The sequence below is a fragment of the Rhodococcus sp. IEGM 1330 genome, assembly GCF_033142445.1.
GTDB lineage: Bacteria > Actinomycetota > Actinomycetes > Mycobacteriales > Mycobacteriaceae > Rhodococcoides.
Genome location: NZ_JAWLSB010000011.1, coordinates 150735 through 177145 on the forward strand (window position 1 = coordinate 150735; position 26411 = coordinate 177145).

The window sequence follows — 26411 nt, forward strand, 5'->3', positions numbered from 1 at the left end:
TCGAAAGCGCTGGTCAGCGGCAGGTGCACTGCAAGTATACAGACCTGTATGTTTACATCGGTTCATGAGATCACGCGTCGACGCCATCGCAGGTACTGCACTGGTGGTGCTGTGGAGTTCGGGCTTCATCGGAGCAGAACTCGGAACCGCCGAAGCACCGGCCCACACCCTTCTGGCCTGGCGCTACCTCGCCGCCGTCGCGCTGCTGATCGCGTGGTGCCGGTACCGGAAGTTGACCCCCACCTGGCGTGCCATCCGAATCCACGCAGTCCTCGGCCTGTTCTGTCAGTTTCTCTACCTCGGTGCCACCATCACCGGCATCGGGATGGGCGTGCCACCCGGTGTCGCCGCGTTGATCGCCGCACTGCAGCCGCTGGTGGTCGCGATGGCGTCGAGCCGGATCTTCGGCGAACGCGTCGGAGGACGGCAGACCCTGGGACTCGTCGTCGGGATTGCGGGTGTCTCTCTGGTGGTGGTCGGAGACCTGTCCGGTGCCGATCTCGCCTGGCCGGTCTATCTACTACCGGCTGCGGGGATGCTGGCACTGTCGGTGGGCACGATCGGTCAACGGATACTCGACCCCAAGGAGCCGATCCCCTTGGCGATGGCGATCCAATGTTCCATCAGTGCAGTCGGATTCATGACGTGGAGCGCGCTGGCCGGCGATGTCGCACCGCCGATGACGACGGGCTTCCTCGCGGCTGTCGCCTGGACGGTCGTGCTCTCGACCTTCGGGGCATACGGCGCGTACCTGTTCGTGGTGCGTCGCAACGGCCCCACTCGCGCCAGCGTGCTGCTCTATCTGACTCCGCCGACGACGATGCTGTGGGCCTGGCTCATGTTCGGTGATGCGATCACCTGGCTCGGAGTCGGTGGTCTGGTGGTCTCGGCAATCGGGGTTGCTGCCTATGTGAGTGGAACTTCGACCCAGACGCCGAAGTTTCATGCACCTGCGAGCGCAGCGAGCATCGTGTCCAGTTCCGCGAACGTGACGAAATAGTGGGGAGATGCACGAACGACGGCGTCGAGTCCCCGGCCCGTCATGTCCAGGCGCGTCGAGCTGCGGTGGCTGACGGTCACCGTCACCGAGCTGTCGGCGAGTCGGTCACGCACGGCGACGGGATCTTCGCCGTCGACGGTGAACGAGACGATGCCACTCTTGCGATCGCCCAGATCCCGCACCGTCGCCCCGGGGATTCTCCGGAGTCCGGCGCGCAGGTATTCGGCGCGTTCGGCGACTGCTTCTTCGACGCGGTCGAGACCGAGCTCGAGTAGATAGTCGACGGCAGCGCCGAGTGCGAGCCTGGCCGCGACGTCGCATTCCCAGAACTCGAATCGCGTGGCATCGTCGGCCATTCGATACGTCTGTCGGTCGACCCATTGGGCGCTGTGCAAGTCGAGAGCCGGCGGATGCAGCGTCGACGCCAAGCCCGGTCGCAGGTGGAGGAAGCCGGTTCCGCGCGGGCCGCGCAGCCATTTGCGGCCGGTGGCCGAGAGCGCATCGACTCCCAGTTCCTCGACGTCGACGCGCATCTGCCCGATGGACTGGCAGGCGTCGAGCAGGACCAGTGCGCCGTGGCGGTGCGCGAGATCGGCGACGGCGCGGGCGGGATTGATCAGGCCGCCGTTGGTGGGGGCGTGTACCACCGAGACCAGTTTCACCCGGTCGTCGAGCATCGATTCCAGTGCGTGCACGTCGATGCGTCCCGATTCGTCACTCGGGACTATCTCCACCGTTGCACCGGTGACCTCGGCGCGGTGGAGGGCCGAGATGGCATTGCTGGCGTATTCGGCCTCGCACAGCAGGATTCGGTCGCCAGGGGACAGCGGTACCGAGTAGAAGAAGTCGGTCCAGGCTCGTGTCGCAGAATCGCTCAGTGCGATGGTCGACGCCGGGGCTCCGATCAAGGTTCCGATCGAGGTCTTGACCGCGGCGAGGTCATCGAGTCGTTCGTGTGCGGCCCGGTAGCCACCGATTTCTGCTTCCCGTCGCAGGTGCGCGATCGCAGTATCGAGGACGACGGTCGGAGGTAACGAGGATCCGGCGCTGTCGAGGAACACCCGGCCCGACGCGCCGGGGGTGTCGCGTCGAATGCGGTCGTGATCGAGCATCGGTCGTCCTTTCGGTGGCGAACTCTCGGGCACCAGAGTTCCACAATCGGTAGCCTCGACAAGACGAGGGATCGCGGCGTTTTCGATCCCCGCAGCTGGGTACGTTCTCCAAGCGGAAAACGTGTTGAGTGCGGAAAGAAGGAAAAAGTGTCGTCCAACGAGAAGTCTCTCGGGCTGAGCTCGCGCCCGGCAGCAGAGGCATATGTGTCGAAGGTGTGTTTCAAACTGGGGCCGCCGGCTCTCATCGGTGCCGAACTCGAGTGGCTCACCGCCCTCGACGACGGAACCCGTCCGACCCTCTCAGCTCTGGCCGCTGCGCTCGGTGTTCATTCCCCGCGCAGTCTCGATCCCGAGTCACCCGCCCTGTCGTTGCCGGGCGGCAGCATCGTCACCGTCGAACCCGGCGGTCAGGTCGAATTGTCCAGTTCGCCTTATGCATCCGTTTCCCATCTCGCACCGATGCTCGACGCCGATGCGCGGCTGCTGCGGGACATTCTCGGTAGTGCCGGCATCGACATCGCATCTGTTCCGGCCGATACCGTTCGGGCACCCGAACGCCTCCTCGTTCTACCGCGGTACTGCGCGATGGAGAATCGGTTCACCACCATCGGCCCCTTCGGGAAGTTGATGATGTGCAACACCGCTGCGGCTCAGGTGAGCGTCGACGCGGGACGTGATCGCGCCGAGGTGGCCGCGCGCTGGCACATGCTGCACGTCATCGGTCCTGCCTTCGTGGCCGCGTTTGCGCGCTCTCCCGAACTCGCCGGCGCGCCCGGGGGGAACTGGGCATCGCAGCGGATGCGAACCTGGATCGAACTCGATTCCAGCAGAACCGATTCCAGCAGAACTGCGGCTCCGAACACCGGCGACCCGATCGCCGACTACGCACGCTGGGCACTCGACGTTCCACTGCTCTGCATCCAAGGCGGCACCCAGAACTGGGAAGCGCCGGTGGGCACCACGTTCGCTCAGTGGTTGGACGATCCCGACATCGTCGGACGCGCGCCGAACTCCAGTGACCTCGACTATCACCTGACCACCCTGTTCCCCCAGGTACGCGCCTGCGGGCACCTCGAGATTCGCTATCTCGACGCGCAGCCGGACGGTCAATGGGTGGTTCCGGCGGCGGCGTTCGAGGCACTGCTGTCCACACCCGAACTGGTGGCACGCGCCACCGAGATCGGCGGCGGGACGGCCGGACGGTGGCTCGACGCGGCCCGCGTCGGGCTGGCAGATCGTGACCTACGCATCGCCGCAACCGAATTGCTCGACCTCGCAGCAGATGTCGGTGGCGAGTTCTCCGAGTACCTGTCGGCGGCATCTCGCCGGTGCGGTGCCGGCGAGCCCCCCAGTGAATTCGACACGGCGACAAGGGCATTTCAGACTCGAAAGGAATCGGTGTGAGCGCTGAGCAACTCAGGAGCAGGATCGAAACGGTCCTCACTCGCAGTCGTGCCCGCAGTGCAGCACTCACCGACTGCGTGGACGAGACCGAACTGATGGCGCAGCATTCGCCGTTGATGAGTCCGCTGGTCTGGGATCTCGCACACATCGGTAGCCAGGAAGAACTCTGGCTCGTGCGCGACGTCGGGGGCCGTGACCCCGTCCGTCCGGACATCGACGAGCTGTACGACGCGTTCAAGCACTCGCGTTCTTCACGTACGTCGCTTCCGCTGCTCACTCCGGAGGAGGCGCGTGTCTACGTTCGGACCGTCCGCGACAAGGCCTGGGATGTGCTCGGCCGCAGCACTTTCGAGGGTCGGCCGGTCGAAAAGCACGGTTTCGCGTTCGGCATGATCGCCCAGCACGAGCAGCAGCACGACGAGACCATGCTCGGGACCCATCAATTGCGTTCGGGGCCTGCGGTTCTGACGGCTCCTGCTTCACCGGCCTCGGTGGTGCCGGTGTCGGGTGAGGCCGTCATTGCCGGTGGTCCGTTCTCGATGGGGACCTCGCTCGACCCGTGGGCACTGGACAACGAGCGACCGGCTCATGCCGTGCACGTGCCGACCTTCGCCATCGATCGGGCCCCGATCACCAACGCGCAGTTCATGGACTTCATTGCCGACGGCGGTTACGAACGCCGTGAACTGTGGACCGAGAAGGGTTGGCAGCATCTCCTCGACGCGAACCTGACCGCGCCGCAGTTCTGGGAGTCCGACTCCGATGGCACGTGGTGGCGTCGCAGCTTCGGCGTGCGTAAGCCGGTCCGCCCGCATCAGCCCGTAGTGCACGTGTGCTGGTTCGAGGCCGACGCCTACGCCCGCTGGGCAGGCAAGCGTCTGCCGACGGAGGCCGAGTGGGAGAAGGCCGCGCGTTTCGACGCCGACACTCGCACCAGCAACGCCTACCCGTGGGGCGACGCCGAACCCACTGCTGCACATGCCAATCTGAATCAGCGGCATCTGGAACCGGCGGACGTCGGCGCGTATCCCGACGGTGCCTCCTCGGCCGGTGTGCATCACCTCATCGGTGACGTGTGGGAGTGGACCTCCTCGGATTTCGAGCCGTACCCCGGGTTCGAGGCGTTCCCCTATGCCGAGTACTCCGAGGTGTTTCTCCGCGGCGACTACAAGGTGTTGCGCGGTGGCTCGTTCGGCACCGACGAGGTGGCGTGTCGAGGCACGTTCCGCAACTGGGACCACCCGATCCGCCGCCAGATCTTCAGCGGATTCCGGTTGGCCCGCGACGTCGAGCCCAGCTGAATGTGCCGTCATCTCGGGTATCTGGGCGCGGCCACCTCTGTCGGGTCGCTGCTGACGCAGGGTGATCATTCACTGCGCACCCAATCCTTCGCACCGAACGACATGCGCGGCGGCGGCACCGTCAACGCCGACGGATTCGGTGTCGCGTGGTGGGACAGCAAGAGTGCAGTGCACAGCTACCGCAACCCGATGCCCATCTGGACAGACCCGGCAGTCGACGATGTTCTGCCGCAGGTGCAGTCGAGGTCGGTGATCGCTGCAGTGCGATCGGCAACCGTCGGGATGCCGGTCGAGCGCAGCGCCTGCGCCCCGTTCACCGACGGCCGATGGGCGTTCAGTCACAACGGTGTGGTGTTCGGCTGGCCGCAGTCGATGGCCGAATTGTGGTCGGAGGTACCGCCGATCGATGCGCTCGCGTTGCCCGCGCCCACCGATGCCGCCGCCCTGTGGGTCGTGCTGCAGACCCTGCTGCGCGCCCACGATCCCGAGTCGGCACTGCGCATGCTGGTTCGTAGGGTCCTCGCAACCTCGCCCAAGGCTCGTCTGAACTTTCTACTGTCGGACGGCGAGAGCATGTACGCCACGGCGGTGCATCATTCACTGTCGGTTCTGCGGACCGAGGATTCGGTGACGATCGCATCCGAACCCCTCGATGATCGACCCGACTGGATTTTCATCGACGACCGACGCATGGTCGTCGCCACGACAACCGACCTCACCATTTCCAGCCTGGAATCGTAAAGGAGCCTCATGAGCACGGTGGACGTACATCTGGCCGACACAGCATTGGTCGACGAATTGCGCAAGGACGTGCGCGACGGTCTCACTGCCGAACCGAAGTGGCTCTCGCCGAAGTACTTCTACGACGCTCTGGGCAGCGAGCTGTTCGAGCAGATCACGGTGCTGCCGGAGTACTACCCGACACGCACCGAGCGCGCCCTCCTCGAGGAGCATGCTCTGGACATCGCCGAGGCAACCGAATCCACCATGTTGATCGAGCTCGGTTCCGGCTCGTCGGAGAAGACGAAGTTGCTGCTCTCCGCCGGAGTCAAGCACGGATCACTGAAAACTTATGTGCCACAGGACGTATCCATCTCGGCGCTCGAGGGTGCCATCGGCCAGATCACGCAGGAGTTTCCGGCGCTCGAGGTGCACGGCATCGTCAGCGATTTCACCGACACCCTGCACAATCTGCCGGGCGGCGATGGCCGGACCATCGCTTTTCTCGGCGGAACGCTCGGTAATCTGACGCCCGATGAGCGCAAGGAATTCCTGAAGGCCATCGCCGACGCCCTGGATCCCGGCGAGTATCTGCTTCTCGGTGTCGGTTTGGTCATCGACCCGGACGTGCTCGTGCCGGCGTACGACGACGCTGCCGGGGTGACTGCACAGTTCAATCGAAACGTGCTGTCGGTGATCAACTCTCGCCTGGGCGGCAACTTCGATCCCGATGCCTTCGAGCATGTCGCGCTGTGGAATGCCGAGCAGGAGTGGATCGAGATGCGACTGCGGGCTACCTCGCCGCAGGAGGTGTACCTCGCCGACCTCGATCTGCACGTGCATTTCGAGGCCGGTGAGGACCTACGCACGGAGATCTCGGCGAAATTCCGGCCCGAGGGAATCACAGAAGAACTCGCTGCAGCAGGATTCGACGTCGAGCATCTGTGGTCCGATGCAGAATCTCGCTTCGCGCTCATCCTTGCTCGGAAGGGCGGGTAGCGACCTACTCGGCCAGAGTGGGCACCATTGCACGCTACGACCGCTGATCGACGGGATCCCGTCGATCAGCGCGCGTAGCGTGCAACCTGGCCCGCCGCATCCGCGTATTCACGGGAGTCGACGGTCCGTTGCTGCGATCGATTTCCGACGACGCCGCACCACGGTGATGATTTCGTCCACGACGCGGTCGAGGTCCGCAAGCGCCGTGGCCGCCGAGTATCGCAGCACCAACCATCCATCGAGTACCAACTCGTTCTGGCGTCGACGATCGGTGTTGAACGTTGCGGAATCCGTATGGAACTCTCGGCCGTCGATTTCGACGATGACTCGTGCGGAAAAGTCGACCAGGTCGCCGTAGAACTTCCCCACGCGCGCATTGATCTCCATCGCGGAAGTTGCGAGCGGTCAACGCCCGCGCTACGACGCGCTCCGGCTCGGATCTTGTTCTCGGGCAGCATGTTCCAAGCTGCTTCCGGACGGCAGCCATCCCGTGCATTCCCTTTGCCGTGGTGCACAGTTCGGCAACCCGTCGCCACGGCAGATGATGGCCGATGGCGGTGTCGAAGAACTTCTCGAGATCAGGCGTCGACAACGAGGTCGCGACGTCGACGAATGTCTGCTCCAGCGACACCACTCGCAGGCCTCGGTGTAGCTGGACCTCGATGAGGCGTCGGCGATGAATTCGAACCCATGGCACCGACCTCGACTGGACGTTCGGGGCAACCGTGACGTCGACCAGACGCGGTTCGTACTCGATCAGTCCCCACAACCAGGCGGCACTTTCGTGGCTCAGTACGGCATTCGGTTTCCACAGAGTCACACCGGTGCACAGTCCGAAGTAGTCCGGTTTCTCTGTCGCGTAGACCTTCGGCAACAGGCGTACGAGCTCTCCCGACTGCGATCGCCTCGAAATGCCACTCGTACTGAGTCCTTGCGCCACCAACTGTTGCACTGTGTAAACCCCCATTGCTACACCGTTGCGGCTGGGGAGCCCGCGCAACAGTGGCAATCTCGCAATTGTGGATAACTCGATGACGTTATCCACAGGCAGTGCCCGGCAGAGTGGGCACCAGTGCACGCTACGACCGCCGATCGACGGAATCCCGTCGATCGGCGTCGATAGTGCGCAACCCTGCCCGGCCGGCATCGCCGAGCACCACCGACCTCGAGATCAGGCGTCGGCCAACGCGACCACCGGCGAAATTTGATTCGCCCGTCGTGCCGGAGTCAGTGAGGCCCCGAGCGCGAGGAGTCCACCGCACAGCACGGTTCCGGCGATCACGGCCCACGGCAGAGTGGGGGCCGTGAGCCCGCGCGAATCCAGTGAGCCCAGCAGCGATTGTGCTGCGGCCCAGCCGTAGCCGATGCCGAGAATCAGACCGAAGCCCATCGAGGCGACCACCATCTGGCTGCTCTCCGAGACGATCATCGCCCGAATCTGCTTGCGGGTGAATCCGAGTGCACGCAACAGACCGATCTCTCGGGTGCGCTGCAGAATGCTCAACAGCAGGTTGTTCACCATCCCGACCGCCGCGATCACAGCCGAGAACCCGATCAGTCCGGTCATGATTCCTACGGTCACGGTGAGTACCTGGTCGACGGAGGCTTCGTCGTACTCGTTGACGAGCATCGACCGGTAGCTGTACATCGCGACGGCGAACGTGGTCACCAGCGTCACCCCGATCAGCAATCCCACCGCGGTGCGGGTGCTGCGATCCGGATAGCGAATTGCGTTGGCCGAGGCCAATCTCGCCGCAGGTCCGCGGCCGAACAGTCTCCCGGCCAGCCTCAGCGTCGCGGGCAGAATTCGATAGGCACCGACCATGATGCCGGTGAACGAGGCGACACCGCCGAGGAACGCGACCAGAACGCCGGTCGGGTTCACCATCCCGATCAGGATCCCGAGCCCGAGCAACGCCACTCCGCCCGCGATCAGCACGATCGACAGCACCGTCCTGATACGACGCGACCGCGGAGCCTCCACTCCCGTGTCCACTGCGCCTCCCGTGGCCTGAACAGGTGTCACGTCCAACACCTTTCGAGACCCGACGTACGACGCGAGGGTAGTCGTCAGCACCACGATGACGACCGGCAGGATCACCAGCGGCTGGACGGACGTGTACTCCACATCCGGCAACTGACCGGCCGAGACCGCAACCGCCCGCGCGAGGTGACTGGCACCGATTCCGAGAACCACACCGACTGCACCACCGAACAACCCGACGAGGAAGCCTTCCCTGGCCACCGATCGACGCAGGTCACGCGCCCGGGCACCCAGTAGCCGAAGAAGGGCGATGGTGCGGGTGCGTCCCGCGACGATCGTCGCGAACGTGTTCGAGGTGACCACCGCCGCGACATACAGTGCAAGACCGATGAACACCAGGGCCACGCTGTACAGCGCGGTGATGGCCGCGCCGCCTTCCCCGCCGCCGAAGATATCGACCAAGAACGCGGTCGCCTGAATCAACACCACACCGAAGAACGACGCCAGCGACGTGACCAGAAGACTGGCACCGTGCTCCTTCGACGCCTGAGCCGAAGTCAGCGCACTCATCGGACGCTCTCCATTCCCAGCATGTAGCTCGAAATCTGCTCCGCCGTCGAACGTCCCAGTTCGTTGACGATGTGACCGTCGGCGAGGAAGACGATGCGATCGGCGTAACTGGCCGCGATGGGGTCGTGCGTGACCATCACGATCGACTGGCCGTACTCGCGCACCGCTGCGGCGAGTAGGCCGAGAACCTCACGGCCGGTGCGAGAATCGAGGTTGCCGGTGGGTTCGTCGGCAAAGATGAGGTGTGGCCGCGTACCCAGCGCGCGGGCGATCGCGACGCGCTGCTGCTGCCCACCCGAGAGCTGATGCGGGCGGTGGTTCACCCGCCCCTGCAATCCCAGAGTGTCGATGAGCTGCTCGATCCAGGCCGCCTCCTCGGCGGTCGGTGCGCGGCCGTCGAGCTCGAACGGCAGCAGTATGTTGCCCCGAACATCAAGGGTGGGAACGAGATTGAACGACTGGAAGATGAAGCCGACCTGCGTGCGGCGCAGCGTCGTCAGTGCGTCGTCGTTGGCCGCTGTGATGTCGGCACCGGCCAGCATCAGATGTCCGGAGCTGGCGTTGTCCAGTCCTGCCATCACATGCATCAGGGTCGATTTGCCGGAGCCGGACGGTCCCATGATGGCGGTGAACTGGCCGCCGTGAATGTCGAGAGACACGTTGTCGAGGGCGCTCACCGGATTGGACGAGTCGCCGAAATGTTTGCTGACTTGAAATGCCCGGGCAACGGGGCCTGCTGTGATCGTCATGCCCACAACGCTATGAATTCGGCGGACCGGAGTAATCAGGCGCGAGTCTTCGCCTCGTACATCGGGAGGATGACTTCGGTGTCAGTCTCCAGTGAGTCCGTGCTCGAACGCGTAGACCACCAACTGCACCCGATCGCGCAGCGCGAGTTTGGCGAAGATTCGACTGATGTGCGTCTTCACCGTCGCCTCGCTCAAGAACTCCATCGCGGCGATCTCGGAGTTGCTCAGCCCACGGGCGGTGAGTCGGAAGAGCTCCTTCTCCCGTGCGGTGAGGGTGGCGAACTCTGCAGGGACCTTCGGCACCACGGGTGTGGGTGTGAAGTGCGCCAGCAGCCCCGTCGTCGCCGACGCGGCAATCACCGAGTTGCCCGCATGAACCGTCCTGATCGCCGCGAGCAGAAATTCCGGGTCCGCGTCCTTGAGTACGAATCCACTTGCCCCCGAACGAATCGCTCGCGCCGCACTCTCGTCGAGATCGAACGTCGTGAGCACCAGAATGCGCGGTGGAGTATCGGACGCGGCCACGATCTGCTCGGTCGCGGCGATACCGTCGAGCACCGGCATCCGGACGTCCATGAGCATCACGTCGGGCCGCGCCGACGCGGCGAGCTCCACGGCTTCCTTTCCGTTCCCCGCCTCACCGACGAACTCCAGATCGGCCTGCGAGGAGATGAGCATGCGAATGCCCGCCCTGAACAGCTGCTGATCGTCGACCAGAGCCACCTTGATTCGATCGGCCATCAGTTGATTCCCTTCGTGGACGAGCCGGCAGCAGGAAGCCAGGCAGTCACGGTCCACGACGAGCCGTCGCCGGACGCGGTGCACATGCCACCGGCGAGACTGGCGCGTTCCTTCATACCGGCGATTCCGTGGCCGCCCGATTCCGATGCCGAACGCACCGAGGACACACTGTTGCGCACCGTCAATTCGATGCCGGCGGAGTCGGATTCGATAGTGACGGTAACCGGCTGGTCGGGATCGCCGTGACGTAGGGCATTGGTCAGCGATTCCTGCGCGATCCGGTAGAGCGCCAGGTGCGCCCCGGCACCCAACGACACCGACGTGGTGTCGATCGAGGAGTCGATGGTCAGTCCGGTTGCGCGCACCTGGTCGAACAGGCGCTCGAGATCGTCGGGTGTCGGGTTCGGTAGATCGCCCTGACTGTGCCGAAGTTGTCCGAGCAACACCCGAACGTCGGAGAGTGCCCCGCGCGCGGTGTCGGAGATGGTCGTCAGGGCAGTGTCGACGGCAGCGGGATCGACGGCGCGCACATAGCGTGCACCGTCGGCCTGCGCGATCACCACGGCCAGCGAATGCGCCACGATGTCGTGCATGTCGCGGGCAATTCTGTTGCGCTCCTGCTCGATTGCCACTTCGTGTTCGGCGCGGGCCTGATGTACTTCGGCGAGCTCGCGCGCGTGTGCGGATTCGATGGCGGTGCGCCGGGCGTAGGCGAGGCGGCCCAGTGCCCAGGACAACCCCAGCATGGCCCACAGGCCGGCGAGGAGTAGGGCGAACTGCGCGATCCGGGGTTCCTGGTAGCCCTCTTCCGTGGGCGGGCCGAACGGATTGCCGTCCACATACGCCATGTACAGCGCCGCGATCACTCCGCCGCCGACGGCCGACGCGAGCCCGAAGCGTCGAACGACGCTGTCGCCGTACGCGGCCGAGCAGTACAGAATCGCGAAGATTGCCGTATTGGCAGACAAGGGGAGCACCCCGCTGACCATCTGCACGATGGCCACAACCCAGGCGAGTGCCAACGACAATCGGGGTGAGCGACGCCGGATGGCCAACGCGACGCCGAAGCCGGCCAACACACCGACGGCTCCGGTACCGAAGGCTCCGTTCAGCGTGGACGGCAGCAGGAGCAGAACGAAGACGACGGCGTAGGTGACATCGAGCACCCGCCGTGAGATCGAACGCTTGCGCAGCACTCGATCAGACTACGTGGATCAGTTGGTGCGGCGACGAGCCTTCTCGAGCGCGGCCAGAGTCGACAGTACGGTGGTGCGCTGCCGTTCGAGATCCTTCATGCGAGCACGTGCCGGCAGGCCCTGCACGCCGTCGAGCGCGCTGATCTGCTCGTCGACGGAGGTGAGCTGGCCGAGCAACTTCTGCACACGGGACTGCAGTTCGATTGCATCGATGCCGGTGACACCGGCTTGCGACTTCTTCGTCGGTGCCTTGGCGGGCGCTCCGGACGCCGTAGAGGCCGGCGCGTTCCCCGCAGCAGCGGCCCTGGGACGCAACGCTTTGCGGACGGCAGCCGGATCGGGCAGCTTTTCGAGGCGGATACGGTTGAGCACCTCACGCGCATCCCGAGCGGTGACGCGGTACTCGCGCTCCTCTTCGTCCTCGGACGCCAGCGTGCCGCCCAAGGGCCGCAGACCATACATCCCGATGAAGTGCTTGGCCTCGTCGATGACGGCTTCCTTCTCGCGGCACAGACCGCAGCGCGGCTCGTTTCGGAAGTCCTCGACGCTGTCGGTGCTACCGCACCAGACGCACCCGCCCGGCGTCCATCGGGCAATTCTGACCGTAGTAGTTCCAGCCGGGCCGTGGGGAGAGTCTGCGTCGATCACGACGAGTCATCTTAGGTGACAACAAAACCCGCCCCGCACACCCCCGTCTCGCGAGCTGCAGGTTCCGGTCACGGACGTGACGTAGTTCATGCGGCGCGGACGGAGAGTGGGCGGGGCGGGATGAAACAGACCTGGAGGTCGGGAGTGGGGCCTGCGGAACGACCCAGGGGTACTATGCGCTGCCGTTAAAAAGGCTTGTGACGGAGCCGTTTTCGAAGACCTCGCGAATGGTGCGAGCCAGCAGCGGCGCGATCGAGAGCTCGGTCAGTGTTGCGAAGCGCTTCTCGTCGCTGATCGGCAGAGTGTTGGTGACGACGACTTCCTTGGCACCGCAGTTCGCGAGACGCTCGGCGGCCGGGTGGGACAGAACGCCGTGGGTGGCGGCGATGACGACGTCACCGGCTCCGGCTTCCTTGAGCACCTTCACGGCACCGGCGATGGTGCCGCCGGTGTCGATCATGTCGTCGATGAGGATGCAGGTGCGGCCTTCGACGTCACCGACGACGCGGTTGGACTTGACCTGGTTCGGCACCAACGGGTCACGCGTCTTGTGGATGAACGCCAGCGGCGCGCCGTCGAACGAGTCGGCCCACTTCTCGGCGACGCGCACGCGGCCGGAGTCGGGGGAGACCACGGTGATGTGCTCGAGGCTGTAGGTCGCCCGGATGTGATCGGCGAGCTGGCTGTGTGCGTGCATGTGATCGACGGGGCCGTCGAAGAAGCCCTGGATCTGATCGGTGTGCAGGTCGACGGTGATGATGCGGTCGGCACCGGCGGTCTTGAGCAGATCTGCGACCAGACGAGCGGAGATGGGCTCGCGTCCCCGGTGCTTCTTGTCCTGACGGGCGTACGGGTAGAACGGCAGGATCGCGGTGATGCGCTTGGCCGATCCGCGCTTGAGCGCGTCGATCATGATGAGCTGTTCCATCAGCCACGTGTTGAGCGGGAACGGATGCGACTGCAGCACGAAGGCGTCCGATCCGCGGACCGACTCCTCGAAGCGAACGAAGATCTCGCCGTTGGCGAAGTCACGCGCGGTCTGCGGGGTGATCTCGATCCCGAGTTCCTTGGCGACCTGCTCGGCCAACTCCGGATGTGCTCGACCAGAAAACAACATCAGGTTCTTCTGGTTGTCGATCCAATTGGGGGTGCTCACTGCTCTTCGCCGTCCTTTTGTTCGTGCCGATCACGATCTGCGAGCGCCGCTGCTTTCGCAGCTTCGGTTCCGGGCCTGTTGTCGATGACCCAGCCTTCGATATTGCGTTGCTTGCCACCGGAGACGGCCAGCGCGCCGGGAGGAACATCGTCCCGAACCACTGTTCCTGCACCGGTGTAAGCGCCGTCGCCCACATGTACGGGAGCGACGAACGTCGAGTCGGAACCGGTCCGTACGTGGGATCCGATTTCCGTGCGGCTCTTGTTGACGCCGTCGTAGTTGGCGAAGACGTTGGAGCAACCGATGTTGCTGTAATCGCCGATCGTGGCGTCCCCAACGTAGGTGAGGTGCGGAACCTTGGTGTGCTTGCCGATCGTCGAATTCTTCGTTTCGACGTACGCCCCGAGCTTGCCGCCCTCGCCCAGCACCGTGCCGGGACGCAGGTAGGTGAACGGTCCGACGGTGGCGTCCGGTCCGATCACGGCCTGCTCGGCGTGGGTGCGCACGACCGACGCGCGCTCGCCGATCTCGACGTCACGCAGCGTCGAGTCGGGTCCGACGATCGCGTCGTCGGCGATGTGGGTCTTGCCGTGGAGCTGGACGCCGGGTTCGATGCGGACGTCCGCGCCGAGGGTGACGTCGATGTCGATCCAGGTGGTCGACGGATCCACAACGGTGACGCCGGCCCGCATGTGTCGTTCGATGATGTGACGGTTCAACACGGAGGTGACGTGGGCCAGCTGGACGCGGTCGTTGACGCCCACGACCAGATCGGGATCGGCGAGCTGGGTGCCGTAGACGGCTTTGCCGTCGGCCTTGCTGATCTTGACGACGTCGGTCAGATACAGCTCGTGCTGAGCGTTGGCGGTGCTGAGTTTGCCCAGGGCGGTACGCAGCGCAACGGCGTCGAACGCGTAGACGCCGGAGTTGACCTCACCGATCAGCACTTGAGCGGGGGTGGCGTCGGCGTGCTCGACGATCTCGGCCACTTCGCCGTCGTCGGTGCGGACGATACGGCCGTAGCCGTTGGCATCGTCGGGGAGGAAGGTCAGAACCGTGGCGGCCGCGGGCCGGGGGGCGCTCAGATGCTCGTCGAGCAGAGCCTTGAGAGTGTGGCCGTCGAGCAGGGGTACGTCGGCCGCGGTGACGAGGATCGTGCCTTCGAAATCGTCGGGGAGGGCAGCCAGGCCGCACTGGACGGCGTGCCCGGTGCCGAGCTGGCGATCCTGGACGGCGGTGTGAATCGTCCGACCGAAGGTGGCCGCAAGGTCCTGGACGGCCTCGGTCACTCGTTCACGATCGTGTCCGACGACGGTCACCAGGTGGTCGGGGCCCAGGTCAGCGGCTGCGTGGAGGGCGTGCGCGAGCATGGTGCGTCCGGCGAGGGGATGCAGAACTTTCGGAGTCTTCGACCGCATTCGGGTACCTGCACCCGCAGCGAGAACGACCACGGCGGTCTGCACAGGCATTGAGCTCCTCAGGCGGTAACGCGAATGACGGAATGCATGAATGATGTTGCTCGCTCCGCCGCCAGGACTCGAACCTGAACTATCTGAACCAAAATCAGAGGTGCTGCCATTACACCACGGCGGATAAACGGCCAGCGGTTTCACCAGTGGCCGACGAATCGAACGACTCATTCGTCTGCCGCTGCGCTCCCACTGAGCGCACCGATCCTCGCACGCGAGGTGGTGGTGAGTCGAACCGCGATCCAGATTGGCAAGGACAAACGGATGGATCGGACATCGCTAGTGTGGAGGCGGCGTCGATTCCGGCGTCGGGAAATGCAGGGTCGGTAACGGGAGCGGTTTTCCATGACAGGCGCAGCCTCCGAGCAGGAACGCTCACCTCGGGTCCGAATGACCGGGACGCAACGGCGTGAGCAGTTGATCGAGGTGGGCCGGACGCTGTTCGCCGAACGCGGGTACGAGGCCGCGTCGGTCGAGGAGATCGCCGGACGCGCGAACGTGTCCAAGCCGGTCGTCTACGAGCACTTCGGCGGCAAGGAAGGTCTCTACGCCGTCATAGTCGACCGGGAGATGTCGACGCTTCTCGGGATGATCACCAAATCGCTCGACCTCAATCGCTCGCGGATTCGCGTCGAACGTGTCGCACTTGCACTGCTGACCTACATCGAGGACCGGACCGACGGTTTCCGCATTCTCGTTCGCGATTCCCCTGCGGCCGCCGAGGACGGCAAGTACTCGTCGTTGCTCAACGAGGCCATCGGTCGCGTCGGGCACATGCTGGCCGGGGATTTCTCTCGCCGCGGACTCGATCCCGAGTTCGCGCCGATGTACGCCCAGGCCTTGGTCGGAATGGTGTCGATGACGGCGCAATGGTGGCTCGACGTACGAACACCGTCGAAAGAAGTGGTTGCAGCACACGTGGTCAACTTGTGCTGGAACGGGTTGACAAATCTGGAAGCGGACCCTCGACTGACCGAGGAATGAGTACTCGGTTTCGTCTCTTCGCGTTGAAAGAAGGGGTATCGTCCCCTTTGTCGGCCATGAGAGCTACGTCACTCTCGAGGTAGTGCTCAACCGGACCGATGCATGTTGGCATGAGACGTAAAGCCACTCAGTGGTACCGTTCGGGCGTAATTTGCGCAGTGGCAGTTCAGAATTGCGAAGGCGGATCCCATGGTCAGGCAGGCCCGCGCTGAAATAACCCGCGACACCGTGCTCGCGGGCGCAGCGAACGTTTTCCTTCGCCTCGGGTACGCGAACGCGAGCCTCAGCGAAATCATTTCTCAATCTCAGGTCACCAAAGGCGCGCTGTACTTCCATTTCGGGTCCAAGGAAGAACTGGCGCGTGCGGTCATCGACGAGGGCAACGCTCGTCTGACCACGGCCTGCTCGCAGTTCAACGACGGCCGTATCCCGGCGCTCGAGGCGGCGATCGGCATCTCCTACATCGTCGTCGACCTGTCGGTCAGCGATCCCATGGTCTCGGCCATGCTCCGATTGAGCCATCAGATCGGCGATTACCGGGGCACCGAGGGCAATGTCATGGCCGGGTGGAGCGAATCGTTCGACAGGCTCGCCGCCAAGGCCATCGCACAGGGCGACATCGACCCCAACTCGGATTCGCGCACCATCGGTTCGCTCGTCCTGGAAATTCTCACCGGCGTGCACATGGTTGCGGTCGCCACCTCCACCACCGAGGAACTGCCGTCGCGCATGGAACGCCTGTGGTATTACCTGCTGCCGGCCCTGGTTCCTGCCAACAAACTCGACTATTTCCGCGAGTTCGCGGCGCGTCGAGTGATCCGCTTCGGCCCGTAACTACCGGTACCGCATCACGAAGTCAGCGATGTCGTCGCGCAGTCGTTCCGGATACTCGCCGTTGACGGCATGTGAGGCGTCCGGATAGAGCCGGACGGTCCCGTCGGGCAGTGTCTTCTCGGCCGTGGCGACTGCTTCCTGCGCGTCGTGCATCACGGACCTGCCCGCGATGACGGCCAGGACAGGCAGGTCGAGCATCGCGAGTCGCTCCTCGGCGATGCGCGTGGGCTGCGGCAGTTTCAGCGAGTAGCCCTGCATCCCGGCTTCGATCATGTCCGCGATGGGAACGTCCTCGACCTCGGCACCGCCCGCGGTGTAGGAGTTGAAGCTGTCCCGCCAGGAGTTCGGGAGCCACGGCACGGCAGCAGGGAGGGCCCGAATCGCGGTGCCCCAGGGAATGTCGGCGAAGGTCTGGGCCGGGTCGATCAGCGTGAGTGTGGCGAGGTGCGTGCTGTCGTGTAGGGCCAGGTTCGCTGCGGTCCACCCACCGATCGACAGACCGACGAGATGGACCTTGTCGGTCGGCAGAGCGTCGAGTGTCTGTTCGAGCCACGCGGCCTGGTCCTCGTCGTTGGTGATCGGCCGTTCCTGGATGCTGCGTCCCGGCTCGCCGAGCAGGTCGACGGTGTAGACGTCGCCTATCGTCAGCAAGCCGGGCAGGTTGGCCGCCCATACCGGCGTGGCCGAGGAGCGGCCGGGAAGCAAGAGCAGAGGGTGCGTGGAGGTTCCGGTGCCCTCGAATCGGTACACGCGGACGACGCCATAGTCAGTTCTGATGTCGAGCGTCTCCGCCGGATCGGGCAGATCGTCGAACGCACGGTCGTAAGCGGCGAGAAATCTGTCCTCGCTCGCTGCGCTGTTCCAATGGCCGACCGGTGACGGTGACCGGAGTGCGAACGCGAGGACGAGCGCGCCGACGGTCAACGCCCCAGCGGCGATCTTCAGGTATCGACGCCGCGTGTTCGGTGTTCGGACGGTCATTTCGAATCTCCTAACCGATCGGTAAGTAATTCAACCGTACGGTAGGCTGGCGATCGTGGCAACGAGAGAACCGAGCTTCGTCGAGCGGGCGCGACGCGCTCAGTTGATCGATGTCACGATCGACTCGGTCGCCCAGCACGGGTACGCGAAGGTCTCGCTCGCACGCATTGCAGACAATGCCGGGATCACCAAAGCTGCTGTGCTGTATCACTTCCGAACCAAGGATGCAGTGATCGACGCCGCGTATCGGTTCGTTCTCGCGGCACTGGTGGAGGATGTGGCGGCCGCTGTCGAGGCCGTCGACGCCCGGGAGGGCCCCCAGGCGTACGTACGTGCGATGGTCGGCCACCTGCGCGATCACCCGACGCACACCCGCATGTTGGTCGAGGCGCTCGGCAACTCTGCTCTGGGGCACACCCCGGAGGACCGATGGCGTCCGTTGGCCGACATCATCGACGCATCCGTCCGGACTCGCGGGACGGCAGGCGTCGATTCACGCACCCTGTCCATCATCGTCGGCGGTGGGATCGACGCGATAGTCACCGAGCGCCTGCACGACCCGGAGTACGACTCGGCTGCTGCTGCCGAGGCTCTCTCGGCGATGGTGGATGCAGCTCTGACGTAGCCCGTCGGCCTCTCCCGCCTGCCGGGCTGTCGGTGTACTCCCATAGACTCGTCCATGACTGTGCGTATGCAACCGTCGCCTCGAATCGCGTGTAGGAGCATTGCTGTTGTCTTCCGATTCTCTGCCTGCCATTTCTCCATCCGGGCCGGCCCCGATCGTTCCCGACGCGGCGCTGCAACTCTCGGGTCTGGCCAGCGTCGCGCTGACCGATTCGTCCATGGTGGCCGTCGCCGACGCGATCGGAACCGCCGAGCACACGCTGATCGGACCGCACTCGGTTCGCCCGTTCGTCGCCGCCGCGATCGCGCAACACGCTCAGCTGTTGATCGTCACCGCCACCGGGCGGGAAGCGGACGATCTCACCGACGAACTCCGCCAGATCCTCGGCGGCGGCGTGGTCATGTTCCCGTCGTGGGAAACGCTGCCGCACGAGCGACTCTCACCGAGCGCCGACACCGTCGGCAAGCGACTGGACGTGCTCCGCCGGCTTGCTCGCCCCGGTGACACCGATTACGGCGATCCTCTGCGCGTCATCGTCACCACCGTCCGCTCGTTGGTGCAGCCCATGGCTCCCGGTCTCGGCGAGATCGAACCCGTGACCCTGAAGGTCGGCCTGGACATCGACTTCGACGGCTTGATCCACCGTCTCGTCGAGTTCGGCTACCTGCGTGTGGACATGGTCGGTAAGCGCGGCGAGTTCGCCGTCCGCGGCGGCATCCTCGACCTCTTCTCGCCGACGGCAGATCACCCGGTGCGCGTGGAATTCTGGGGCGACGAGATCACCGAACTCCGCGCGTTCGCGGTCTCCGATCAGCGTTCGCTACCCGACCACGAGGTCGATTTCGTCATCGCTCCGCCGTGCCGCGAACTGCTGCTCACACAGGAAGTCCGCGACCGCGCCGCGGTTCTCGCAGCCGACAATGCCGGCGATACCGCGTTGGTCGAGATGCTCGACAAGCTGTCCGCCGGCGTCCCGGTAGAGGGCATGGAGGCGTTGCTGCCGCTGCTGCAGCCGGGTGAGTTGCAGTTGCTCGCCGATACCCTCCCCGCAGGAACACACGTATTGCTCTGCGACCCCGAGCGAATCCGCACGCGCGCAACAGATCTGGTGCGCACGGGCCAGGAGTTCCTCGAAGCATCCTGGACGGCAGCATCGATCGGTGGAGCTGCGCCGCTCGATACCTCCACCCTCGACACCTCCAGCCTCGAAGGTGCGTCACTCGATCTCGGTGCCTCGGCCTACCGTTCGCTTCGGCAGGTACGCGAGTCCGCGCAGGTGCACGGTCGGCCGTGGTGGACCATCAGCCCGTTGGCATCCGGCAACGGGGAAGAAGTCGAGCTCGCCGTCGATTCGGTCCCGGAGGTTCGGGGGTCCGAGGAGGCGCTGACGGCCCTGTTCGCGACCCTGCGAGCGCATATCGCCACCGGTGGTCGGGCGGTCATCTCCGTCGCGGGCGCAGGTACCGCCACCCGCATCATCGAACGTCTCGCCGAGGCCGAAGTGCCTGCGACACATCTCGATTCCGGTGCGGTTCCGGTAGCCGACGTTGTGAATGTTCTGTGCGGATCGTTGCACGACGGCCTGGTGTTTCCCGACGCGAAACTCGTGGTCGTCACCGAGAGCGATCTGACCGGCAACCGCGTGGCCGCAGCGGGCGAGGGACGCAAGCTCCCCGCGAAGCGTCGTAATCAGGTCGATCCGCTCGCCCTCGTCGCCGGCGACAGTGTCGTGCACGATCAGCACGGCATCGGTCGATTCGTCGAGATGGTCGAACGCACCATCGGCGGTGCCCGACGCGAATACCTCGTCGTGGAGTACGCACCCAGCAAGCGTGGCCATCCCGGAGACCGACTCTTCGTCCCGATGGACTCGCTCGATCAGCTCTCGCGCTACGTCGGTGGTGAGCTGCCGTCTCTGAGCAAGCTCGGCGGATCCGACTGGGCCAACACCAAACGCAAGGCGCGTAAGGCAGTTCGCGAGATCGCCGGCGAACTCGTGCAGCTGTACGCCGCTCGTCAGGCCGCTCCCGGGCACGCTTTCGGACCCGACACCCCGTGGCAGCTCGAGATGGAAGATGCGTTCGGCTTCACCGAGACGGTCGACCAGATGACAGCCATCACCGACGTCAAGGCCGACATGGAGAAGGCGGTTCCGATGGACCGCGTCATTCTCGGTGACGTCGGCTACGGCAAGACCGAGATCGCGGTTCGCGCCGCGTTCAAGGCAGTGCAGGACGGCAAGCAGGTCGCCGTACTGGTTCCGACAACGCTTCTGGCGCAACAGCATCTGCAGACCTTCACCGCGCGCATGGCGTCGTTCCCGGTGACCGTCAAGGGGCTCTCCCGGTTCACCCATGGCTCCGAATCCAAGGAGGTCATGGCCGGGCTGGCCGACGGGACGGTCGACATCGTCGTCGGTACGCACCGTCTTCTGCAGACCGGTGTCGCCTGGAAGGACCTCGGGTTGGTCGTCGTCGACGAGGAGCAGCGCTTCGGCGTCGAGCACAAGGAGCACATCAAGTCGCTCCGAACTCACGTGGACGTCCTGACGATGTCTGCGACTCCGATTCCGCGAACGCTCGAGATGAGCCTCGCCGGGATCCGTGAGATGTCGACCATCCTCACTCCGCCCGAGGAGCGGCACCCGGTGCTCACCTACGTGGGTGCGTACAACGACAAGCAGGTCGCGGCGGCCATCAGGCGTGAGCTGTTGCGCGACGGCCAAGTGTTCTTCGTGCACAACCGAGTCAGCTCGATCGACAAGGCCGCCAAGAAGATTCGCGATCTGGTTCCCGAGGCGCGGGTGGCCACAGCGCACGGTCAGATGAACGAGGAAACACTCGAACGCACCGTTCAAGGTTTCTGGCAACGTGAGACCGACGTACTGGTGTGTACCACCATCATCGAGACCGGCCTCGACATCTCCAACGCCAACACGCTGATCGTGGAGCGGTCCGATTCACTCGGCCTGTCCCAGCTGCACCAGCTCCGTGGTCGAGTGGGCCGCAGCCGCGAGCGCGGTTACGCATACTTCCTGTACCCGCCGGAGAAGCCGCTCACCGAGACCGCCTACGACCGGTTGGCGACCATCTCGCAGAACTCCGACCTCGGTGCCGGTATGGCCGTGGCGATGAAGGACCTCGAAATCCGTGGTGCCGGAAACGTTCTGGGAGCCGAGCAGTCCGGCCACGTGGCGGGCGTCGGATTCGACCTGTACGTGCGGCTCGTCGGTGAAGCCGTCGAGGCGTACCGCGCGGCCGCCGACGGAAAGCCCATCACCACCGACGAGGCACCCAAGGAAGTACGCATCGACCTCCCCGTCGACGCCAACATCCCACCCGACTACGTCACCAGCGATCGGTTGCGTCTCGAGGGCTATCGAAAGCTTGCTGCGGCAGCCGATTCCGAGGGTATCGACGCGGTCATCGAGGAACTCGTCGACCGGTACGGCCCGCTGCCCGAGGAGGTCGGACGACTGGTGTCCATCGCCAAGCTGCGCCTGATCGCCAAGGAGTACGGCCTGACCGACGTCAATGTTGCCGGAACGCAGGTGAAGCTGGCTCCGATGGACCTACCCGATTCCAAGCAGATCCGACTCAAGCGGCTCTACCCGAGCGCTGCGTACCGGGCCACCACCGGTGTGGTGCAGTTACCGCTGCCGCGCGTCGAAGGCGGCGGGGTGGGGGCGGCGCGCGTGCGCGACGTCGAATTGGTGCAGTTCATCGCCGATCTCATCCTATCCTTGGACGGGAAGCCATCTCGGTCGGTGTTGTTGGAGCAAACAGTGGGGGTGTAGCGGTGACGGTAGTTCTGCTCGACCCTGTTCGACCCACGCAAGTACCGGTGGATGCTGTCGAATTCCTCGGCGGCGCAGTGCAGTTCACCGAAGAAGTGCCGGTGCGAGTACGGTGGCTGTTCTCGGGAACCGCTGCGCCCGACGCCGTCGACGCAGTGCTGGTGAGCACCGATCCTGCCAACCCCGACGTCCAGGAACGGATCGCGCGCGGCGAACGGGTGATCGCCGCCGAGAAGCTTCCCGGTGACGACCTCATCGCGGCAGTCCGATTGATGGATCGGCTGCGCACCCTCGGCGGATGGGAAGCGCAGCAGACCCACGAGTCGTTGCGCGGGTACCTCCTCGAAGAAACATACGAGCTGCTCGACGCCATCGCCGCGGGCAACCTGGTGGACCTGCGCGAAGAACTCGGAGACCTGTTGCTGCAGGTGCTCTTTCATTCCAGAATCGCTCAGGATGCCGCCGAGAACGCATTCGATGTCGACGACGTCGCCGCGGGACTCGTTGCCAAACTCACCCACCGAAGCCCGCACCTCGGTCGCACGAACGCAGGGCCCATCGACATCGCCGAGCAAGAGCGAGTCTGGGAAGAGAAGAAGGCGTCGGAGAAGGCACGAGGATCCTGCGTCGACGGCATCGCCCTGTCTCAGCCGTCACTCGCCCTGGCGCAGAAAGTGATCGGACGGGCCACCAAGGCCGGCCTGCCCGACGAGCTGATTCCCGACGGCCTTCGCGTCGTACACATCGGGGTCGATCACTCGCACGGGGGAGACAGTGCCGAGGACCTGCTGAGGCGTCGGGTACTGGATTTCGCGTCCCTTGTCCGCAATGCCGAGGCGTCGGCCCGCAACGCAGGCATCGGCCCGGGACAGATGTCTGCACTCGACTGGATCGAGCACTGGGGTCTGCGGGGCTGACATACCCCGCCTCCCCCCCCGGAACCTCGCCTCGTCCCTCGGGTCGGGATCAATGCGGGTTTCAGTCGCTCAGAGTGCAACAAAGCCGCATTGATCCGGACCGGCTACCTGCGCCAGAACAGGTGATGGGTGACGCCGCTGCTGCTGGGGACGACCTCGTGCTCGAATCTGTCGTTCAATTCGTCGGGTGAATCCCACAGCTTCAGACCCGAGCCGAATTCGACGGGCGAGACGGCGATGTGCATGGTGTCGATCAGATCTGCGTCGAGGAATTCCCGGATGCTGGTGACGCCACCGCCGAGGCGCACGTCCTTGCCGTCGGCCGCCTCCTTTGCCTGTTTCAGCACCTCGGACGGTTCACCGTCGACGAAGTGGAACGTGGTGTCGGAGAGTGTGATCGATGGTCGCTTGTGGTGGGTGAGCACAAAGACGGGTGTGTGGAACGGTGGTTCTTCGCCCCACCAGCCCTGCCATTCGTGGTCGGCCCACGGTCCGCGTTGAGGTCCGAACTTGTGTCGGCCCATGATTTCGGCACCGATGTTGTTGGAGAAGTCGCGAGCGAAGTAGTCGTCCAGGCCACGGCTACCGCCGGAATCGACGTTCCCCGGAAAGGTGGCGGTGGCAAGGAACCACGCCATCAGGCTTCCATGATCGAGACCGAACGGGCTCTCCAAGCTCTGGTCCACTCCCGCAGCGATGCCATCGCTCGAAACGGTGAAGTTCTGTACCCGAACCAGCTGTCCCATGTGTGCTCCCGATGTCGATGATGAAGATGTACGACGTGTAGACCGAGCCGACCGTACGAACTCACCGCCGGACGGGACGGGGTGGGGCCTGCGGGAGGATCACTCGAACAGCGTCGAACCCCAGTATTCGGTTTCATCGAGTCCGGGTGGGCAGGCGAATACCGCAGATCCCACGTGTTGGATGTATTCGTTCAATGCGTCCTTGCGGGAGAGCGCCAATTGCATCGGGACGAATTGGGTCAGTGGGTCGCGGCAGTAGGCGATGAAGAACAGTCCGGCGTCGAGGTGACCGAAGCCGTCGGATCCGTCGGTGAAGTTGTATCCCCGACGCAGGAGTTGGACTCCGCCGAGGTTCTCCTTCGACGCCAGGCGCACGTGGGCGGTCTTGTCGATGAAGGTGCCCTCGGGGCCCTGGGATTCGAAGTCGAGTGCGTCGAATTCGTCCTTCTGGCCGAGCGGCGCGCCGGTTCCCTTGCTGCGCCCGATCACTCGCTCTTGTTCCTTGAGTGTGGTGCGGTCCCAGGATTCGATGAGCATGCGGATTCGACGCGCCACGAGGTAGGAGCCGCCTGCCATCCATTCCTGATCGTCATCGGAAGCAACCCACACGTTCTCGTCCAGCAACGACGGGTCCTCGGCCTTGAGGTTCGCCGTTCCGTCCTTGAACCCGAACAGGTTTCGCGGCGTTGCCTGGGTGGTCGAGGTGGACGAGGTGCGACCGAAGCCGAGTTGCGACCACTTGACCGACACGGTGCCGAACCCGACACGGGCGAGGTTGCGGATCGCGTGGACGGCAACCTGTGGGTCGTCGGCGCAGGCCTGGATGCACAGGTCTCCGCCGGAGCGGGCGGGATCGAGGTTGTCGGCAGGGAAGTGCTGCAGATCGGCAAGGGATGCAGGCCTTTTCGATGCCAGGTCGAAGCGATCGAACAAGCTCGGCCCGAAACCGATCGTCAACGTCAGCGACGACGCCGTCAGACCGAGAGCTTCGCCCGTATCGGTGGGCGGGCTGTACTGGCCGCCGTCGACCGCACCGCCGTCGAACGTCTCCTCACCCTTGGTGAGGCGTTCGGCCATCAGGGTCCACTTCTTCAGCAGCGCGACGAATTCGTCGCGAGAGTCGGTGGTGATGTCGAAGGCGACGAAGTGCATACGATCCTGCGCCGGGGTGACGATTCCGGCCTGGTGGTCGCCGCGAAAGTCGACCACATCCGAAGGCACCTCGGCACCCGACGCCGTCGCATGTCCTGCGAGGGCCCCGACTCCGACGAGCGCAGCACCGGTCCCGACGGCACCGAAGAGGCGCCGCCGGGAAATGTGTCCAGTCTTATTGTCCGGCAACGACACCCTGCACCTGGCTCACTTCGGCGGACAATGCATCGATCTTGTTGGACAGTTCTTGGCGCTGCGGTTCGGTCACGGTGTCGTAGAAGACGAAGCCGTCGCCGCTGCGGTACTTGGCGAGTTCGGCATCGAGCTCGGCAAAGCGCGCATCGATGGCGGTGCCCAGTTCGGCGTTGCGCTCGTCGAGGATCGGACGGACGGCGGCGATGGCGGCCTGCGAGCCGTCGACGTTGGCCTGGAAGTCCCACAGGTCGGTGTGCGAGAAGAAGTCCTCTTCGCCGCTGATCTTGGTCTTGGCGACCTCGTCGAGCAATCCCTGTGCGCCGCCGGCCACCTGGATCGGGTCGACGGTGAAGTTCTCGGCCTTGATCTTGTCGGCGAGTTCGGTGATGTCGGCCTCGAGCTGATCGGCCATTGCATTCGTATCGGGCTGCAGACCCTGCGTCCACAGGTCCTTCTCGATGCGGTGGAAGCCGGTCCATTCGGCTCCGGGCTCCACGTCGGGCTCACGCAGGTCGATGCGCGGGTCCAGGTCGTCCGGGAAGCTCTCGGCGACGGGCTCGATGCGCTCGTAATAGCTACGCGCGATGGGGAATTGAGCCTTGGCCGCGTTCACGTCCCCGCTCTTGACGGCCGTCACAAATGACGTCGTGGTGTCCTGCAGTGCGTCGATCTGGCTGACGACGTAGCGCTTGTAGCCGGCTGCGGCCTCGGCGAGGAGTCCGTCCTCGTCCGTGGTGCGCACCGAGTCGCCGGTGACGACGTAATCGGTGCGGACGCCGTCGCCCACCATGCCTGCCTTGCAGGCGGTTTGGTACGTGCCGGGGTCGGGCAGGGCGACGATGAGCTGACGCGTCAGGCCGGGTCCGATGTTCTCCACCTCACCCATGACGCGGTCGCCTTCGCCGTAGACGTAGAACTCGGTGACCTTGCTGCCGTTGTTGGTGATCTGGAACGTCGAGTTTCCGGTGGTGCCCTCGGATGCGCCGACGTCGCAGGAGGAGTCGGTCGCGGTGACGGTGATGTCGCCCGACGCGGCCTCGGTGGAGGACTTCTCGGTGCATCCGGCCAGAGCCATCGGCAGAACCGCGACGGCGGCCAGAGCGTAGGTGGTACGACGCATGGTGGTGGTGCC

At 64.7% G+C, this 26411-nt stretch carries 23 protein-coding genes and 1 tRNA gene; 10 read left to right on the forward strand and 14 right to left on the reverse strand.

The genetic code is table 11. The annotated features are described in order from the left end of the window. The first annotated feature begins 64 nt into the window (after nt 1–64). A complete protein-coding gene (locus tag R4P57_RS22835; protein ID WP_317805138.1) occupies nt 65–1000 on the forward strand; it encodes a DMT family transporter in 936 nt (311 codons plus the stop codon). On the opposite strand, the gene R4P57_RS22840 is transcribed toward R4P57_RS22835, so the two are convergent. Next, entirely contained in the window at nt 943–2112 is a 1170-nt protein-coding gene (locus tag R4P57_RS22840) for an aminotransferase class V-fold PLP-dependent enzyme (RefSeq protein ID WP_317805140.1), read from the reverse strand. The two genes, R4P57_RS22835 and R4P57_RS22840, sit on opposite strands and share 58 nt — an antisense overlap. Before the next feature lie 147 nt (nt 2113–2259). Here R4P57_RS22840 and egtA point away from each other — a divergent pair, with 147 nt between their 5' ends. From egtA to egtD, 4 genes are read left to right on the forward strand one after another with little or no spacing between them, the layout of a single operon-like run. Further along, nucleotides 2260–3516, forward strand: coding sequence for an ergothioneine biosynthesis glutamate--cysteine ligase EgtA (gene egtA / locus R4P57_RS22845; protein ID WP_317805141.1), 1257 nt, complete (start codon nt 2260–2262; stop codon nt 3514–3516). Further along, a complete protein-coding gene (egtB, locus tag R4P57_RS22850) occupies nt 3513–4817 on the forward strand; it encodes an ergothioneine biosynthesis protein EgtB (RefSeq protein WP_317805142.1) in 1305 nt (434 codons plus the stop codon). Before egtA ends, egtB begins: the two co-directional genes overlap by 4 nt. After that, on the forward strand, nt 4818–5558 hold the full coding sequence (gene egtC, locus R4P57_RS22855; protein ID WP_317805143.1) for an ergothioneine biosynthesis protein EgtC: 741 nt from the start codon (nt 4818–4820) through the stop codon (nt 5556–5558). Nucleotides 5559–5567: 9 nt separating this feature from the next. Then, a complete protein-coding gene (gene egtD / locus R4P57_RS22860) occupies nt 5568–6536 on the forward strand; it encodes an L-histidine N(alpha)-methyltransferase (RefSeq protein WP_317805144.1) in 969 nt (322 codons plus the stop codon). 108 nt (nt 6537–6644) lie between these two features. On the opposite strand, the gene R4P57_RS22865 is transcribed toward egtD, so the two are convergent. The 9 genes from R4P57_RS22865 to R4P57_RS22905 all read right to left on the reverse strand — a co-directional run bounded on the left by R4P57_RS22865 (nt 6645) and on the right by R4P57_RS22905 (nt 15173). Further along, nucleotides 6645–6923, reverse strand: coding sequence for an endonuclease domain-containing protein (locus R4P57_RS22865; RefSeq protein WP_317805145.1), 279 nt, complete (start codon nt 6921–6923; stop codon nt 6645–6647). Nucleotides 6924–7707: 784 nt separating this feature from the next. Then, nucleotides 7708–9090, reverse strand: coding sequence for an ABC transporter permease (locus tag R4P57_RS22870; protein ID WP_317805146.1), 1383 nt, complete (start codon nt 9088–9090; stop codon nt 7708–7710). After that, complete coding sequence (locus tag R4P57_RS22875; protein ID WP_317805147.1) at nt 9087–9839, reverse strand: ABC transporter ATP-binding protein; 753 nt, start codon at nt 9837–9839, stop codon at nt 9087–9089. Before R4P57_RS22875 ends, R4P57_RS22870 begins: the two co-directional genes overlap by 4 nt. A gap of 81 nt (nt 9840–9920) precedes the next feature. Then, nucleotides 9921–10580, reverse strand: a complete 660-nt coding sequence (locus R4P57_RS22880; protein ID WP_317805148.1) for a response regulator transcription factor — start codon at nt 10578–10580, stop codon at nt 9921–9923. Next, nucleotides 10580–11776, reverse strand: coding sequence for a sensor histidine kinase (locus tag R4P57_RS22885; protein WP_317805149.1), 1197 nt, complete (start codon nt 11774–11776; stop codon nt 10580–10582). Before R4P57_RS22885 ends, R4P57_RS22880 begins: the two co-directional genes overlap by 1 nt. Nucleotides 11777–11794: 18 nt before the next feature. After that, the gene (locus R4P57_RS22890) at nt 11795–12424 is read right to left on the reverse strand and encodes a hypothetical protein (protein WP_317805150.1); all 630 of its coding nucleotides are present in this window, start codon (nt 12422–12424) and stop codon (nt 11795–11797) included. Between the two features lie 172 nt (nt 12425–12596). Beyond that, the gene (locus R4P57_RS22895; protein WP_317805152.1) at nt 12597–13580 is read right to left on the reverse strand and encodes a ribose-phosphate diphosphokinase; all 984 of its coding nucleotides are present in this window, start codon (nt 13578–13580) and stop codon (nt 12597–12599) included. After that, nucleotides 13577–15049, reverse strand: a complete 1473-nt coding sequence (glmU, locus tag R4P57_RS22900) for a bifunctional UDP-N-acetylglucosamine diphosphorylase/glucosamine-1-phosphate N-acetyltransferase GlmU (protein ID WP_317805153.1) — start codon at nt 15047–15049, stop codon at nt 13577–13579. The genes R4P57_RS22895 and glmU overlap by 4 nt, the downstream gene beginning before the upstream one ends. A 53-nt stretch (nt 15050–15102) precedes the next feature. Continuing rightward, nucleotides 15103–15173: transfer RNA gene (locus R4P57_RS22905), tRNA-Gln, on the reverse strand. Nucleotides 15174–15394: 221 nt separating this feature from the next. Here R4P57_RS22905 and R4P57_RS22910 point away from each other — a divergent pair. Continuing rightward, nucleotides 15395–16033, forward strand: coding sequence for a TetR/AcrR family transcriptional regulator (locus R4P57_RS22910; RefSeq protein WP_094613864.1), 639 nt, complete (start codon nt 15395–15397; stop codon nt 16031–16033). 189 nt (nt 16034–16222) lie between these two features. Next, nucleotides 16223–16867: a ScbR family autoregulator-binding transcription factor gene (locus R4P57_RS22915; protein ID WP_032395696.1), complete on the forward strand. Its 645-nt coding sequence runs from the start codon at nt 16223–16225 to the stop codon at nt 16865–16867. Here R4P57_RS22915 and R4P57_RS22920 read toward each other — a convergent pair whose 3' ends face one another. Next, on the reverse strand, nt 16868–17848 hold the full coding sequence (locus tag R4P57_RS22920; RefSeq protein ID WP_317805154.1) for an alpha/beta hydrolase: 981 nt from the start codon (nt 17846–17848) through the stop codon (nt 16868–16870). Nucleotides 17849–17903: 55 nt separating this feature from the next. Between R4P57_RS22920 and R4P57_RS22925 the strand changes: the two genes are divergently transcribed. The 3 genes from R4P57_RS22925 (at nt 17904) to R4P57_RS22935 (ending at nt 23186) form a co-directional block, all read left to right on the forward strand. Beyond that, nucleotides 17904–18473 (forward strand): TetR/AcrR family transcriptional regulator, encoded by a 570-nt coding sequence (locus tag R4P57_RS22925; protein WP_317805156.1) that lies wholly within the window; start codon nt 17904–17906, stop codon nt 18471–18473. Between the two features lie 217 nt (nt 18474–18690). Beyond that, entirely contained in the window at nt 18691–22269 is a 3579-nt protein-coding gene (gene mfd, locus R4P57_RS22930; protein WP_317805188.1) for a transcription-repair coupling factor, read from the forward strand. Nucleotides 22270–22271: 2 nt separating this feature from the next. Beyond that, nucleotides 22272–23186, forward strand: coding sequence for a MazG family protein (locus R4P57_RS22935; protein WP_317805158.1), 915 nt, complete (start codon nt 22272–22274; stop codon nt 23184–23186). A 104-nt stretch (nt 23187–23290) separates the two neighbouring features. Here R4P57_RS22935 and R4P57_RS22940 read toward each other — a convergent pair whose 3' ends face one another. The 3 genes from R4P57_RS22940 to efeO all read right to left on the reverse strand — a co-directional run bounded on the left by R4P57_RS22940 (nt 23291) and on the right by efeO (nt 26399). Then, on the reverse strand, nt 23291–23932 hold the full coding sequence (locus R4P57_RS22940) for a dihydrofolate reductase family protein (protein WP_317805159.1): 642 nt from the start codon (nt 23930–23932) through the stop codon (nt 23291–23293). Nucleotides 23933–24031: 99 nt separating this feature from the next. After that, the gene (efeB, locus tag R4P57_RS22945) at nt 24032–25279 is read right to left on the reverse strand and encodes an iron uptake transporter deferrochelatase/peroxidase subunit (protein WP_317805160.1); all 1248 of its coding nucleotides are present in this window, start codon (nt 25277–25279) and stop codon (nt 24032–24034) included. Next, complete coding sequence (gene efeO, locus R4P57_RS22950; RefSeq protein ID WP_317805161.1) at nt 25260–26399, reverse strand: iron uptake system protein EfeO; 1140 nt, start codon at nt 26397–26399, stop codon at nt 25260–25262. Before efeO ends, efeB begins: the two co-directional genes overlap by 20 nt. Between the last annotated feature and the right edge of the window lie 12 nt (nt 26400–26411).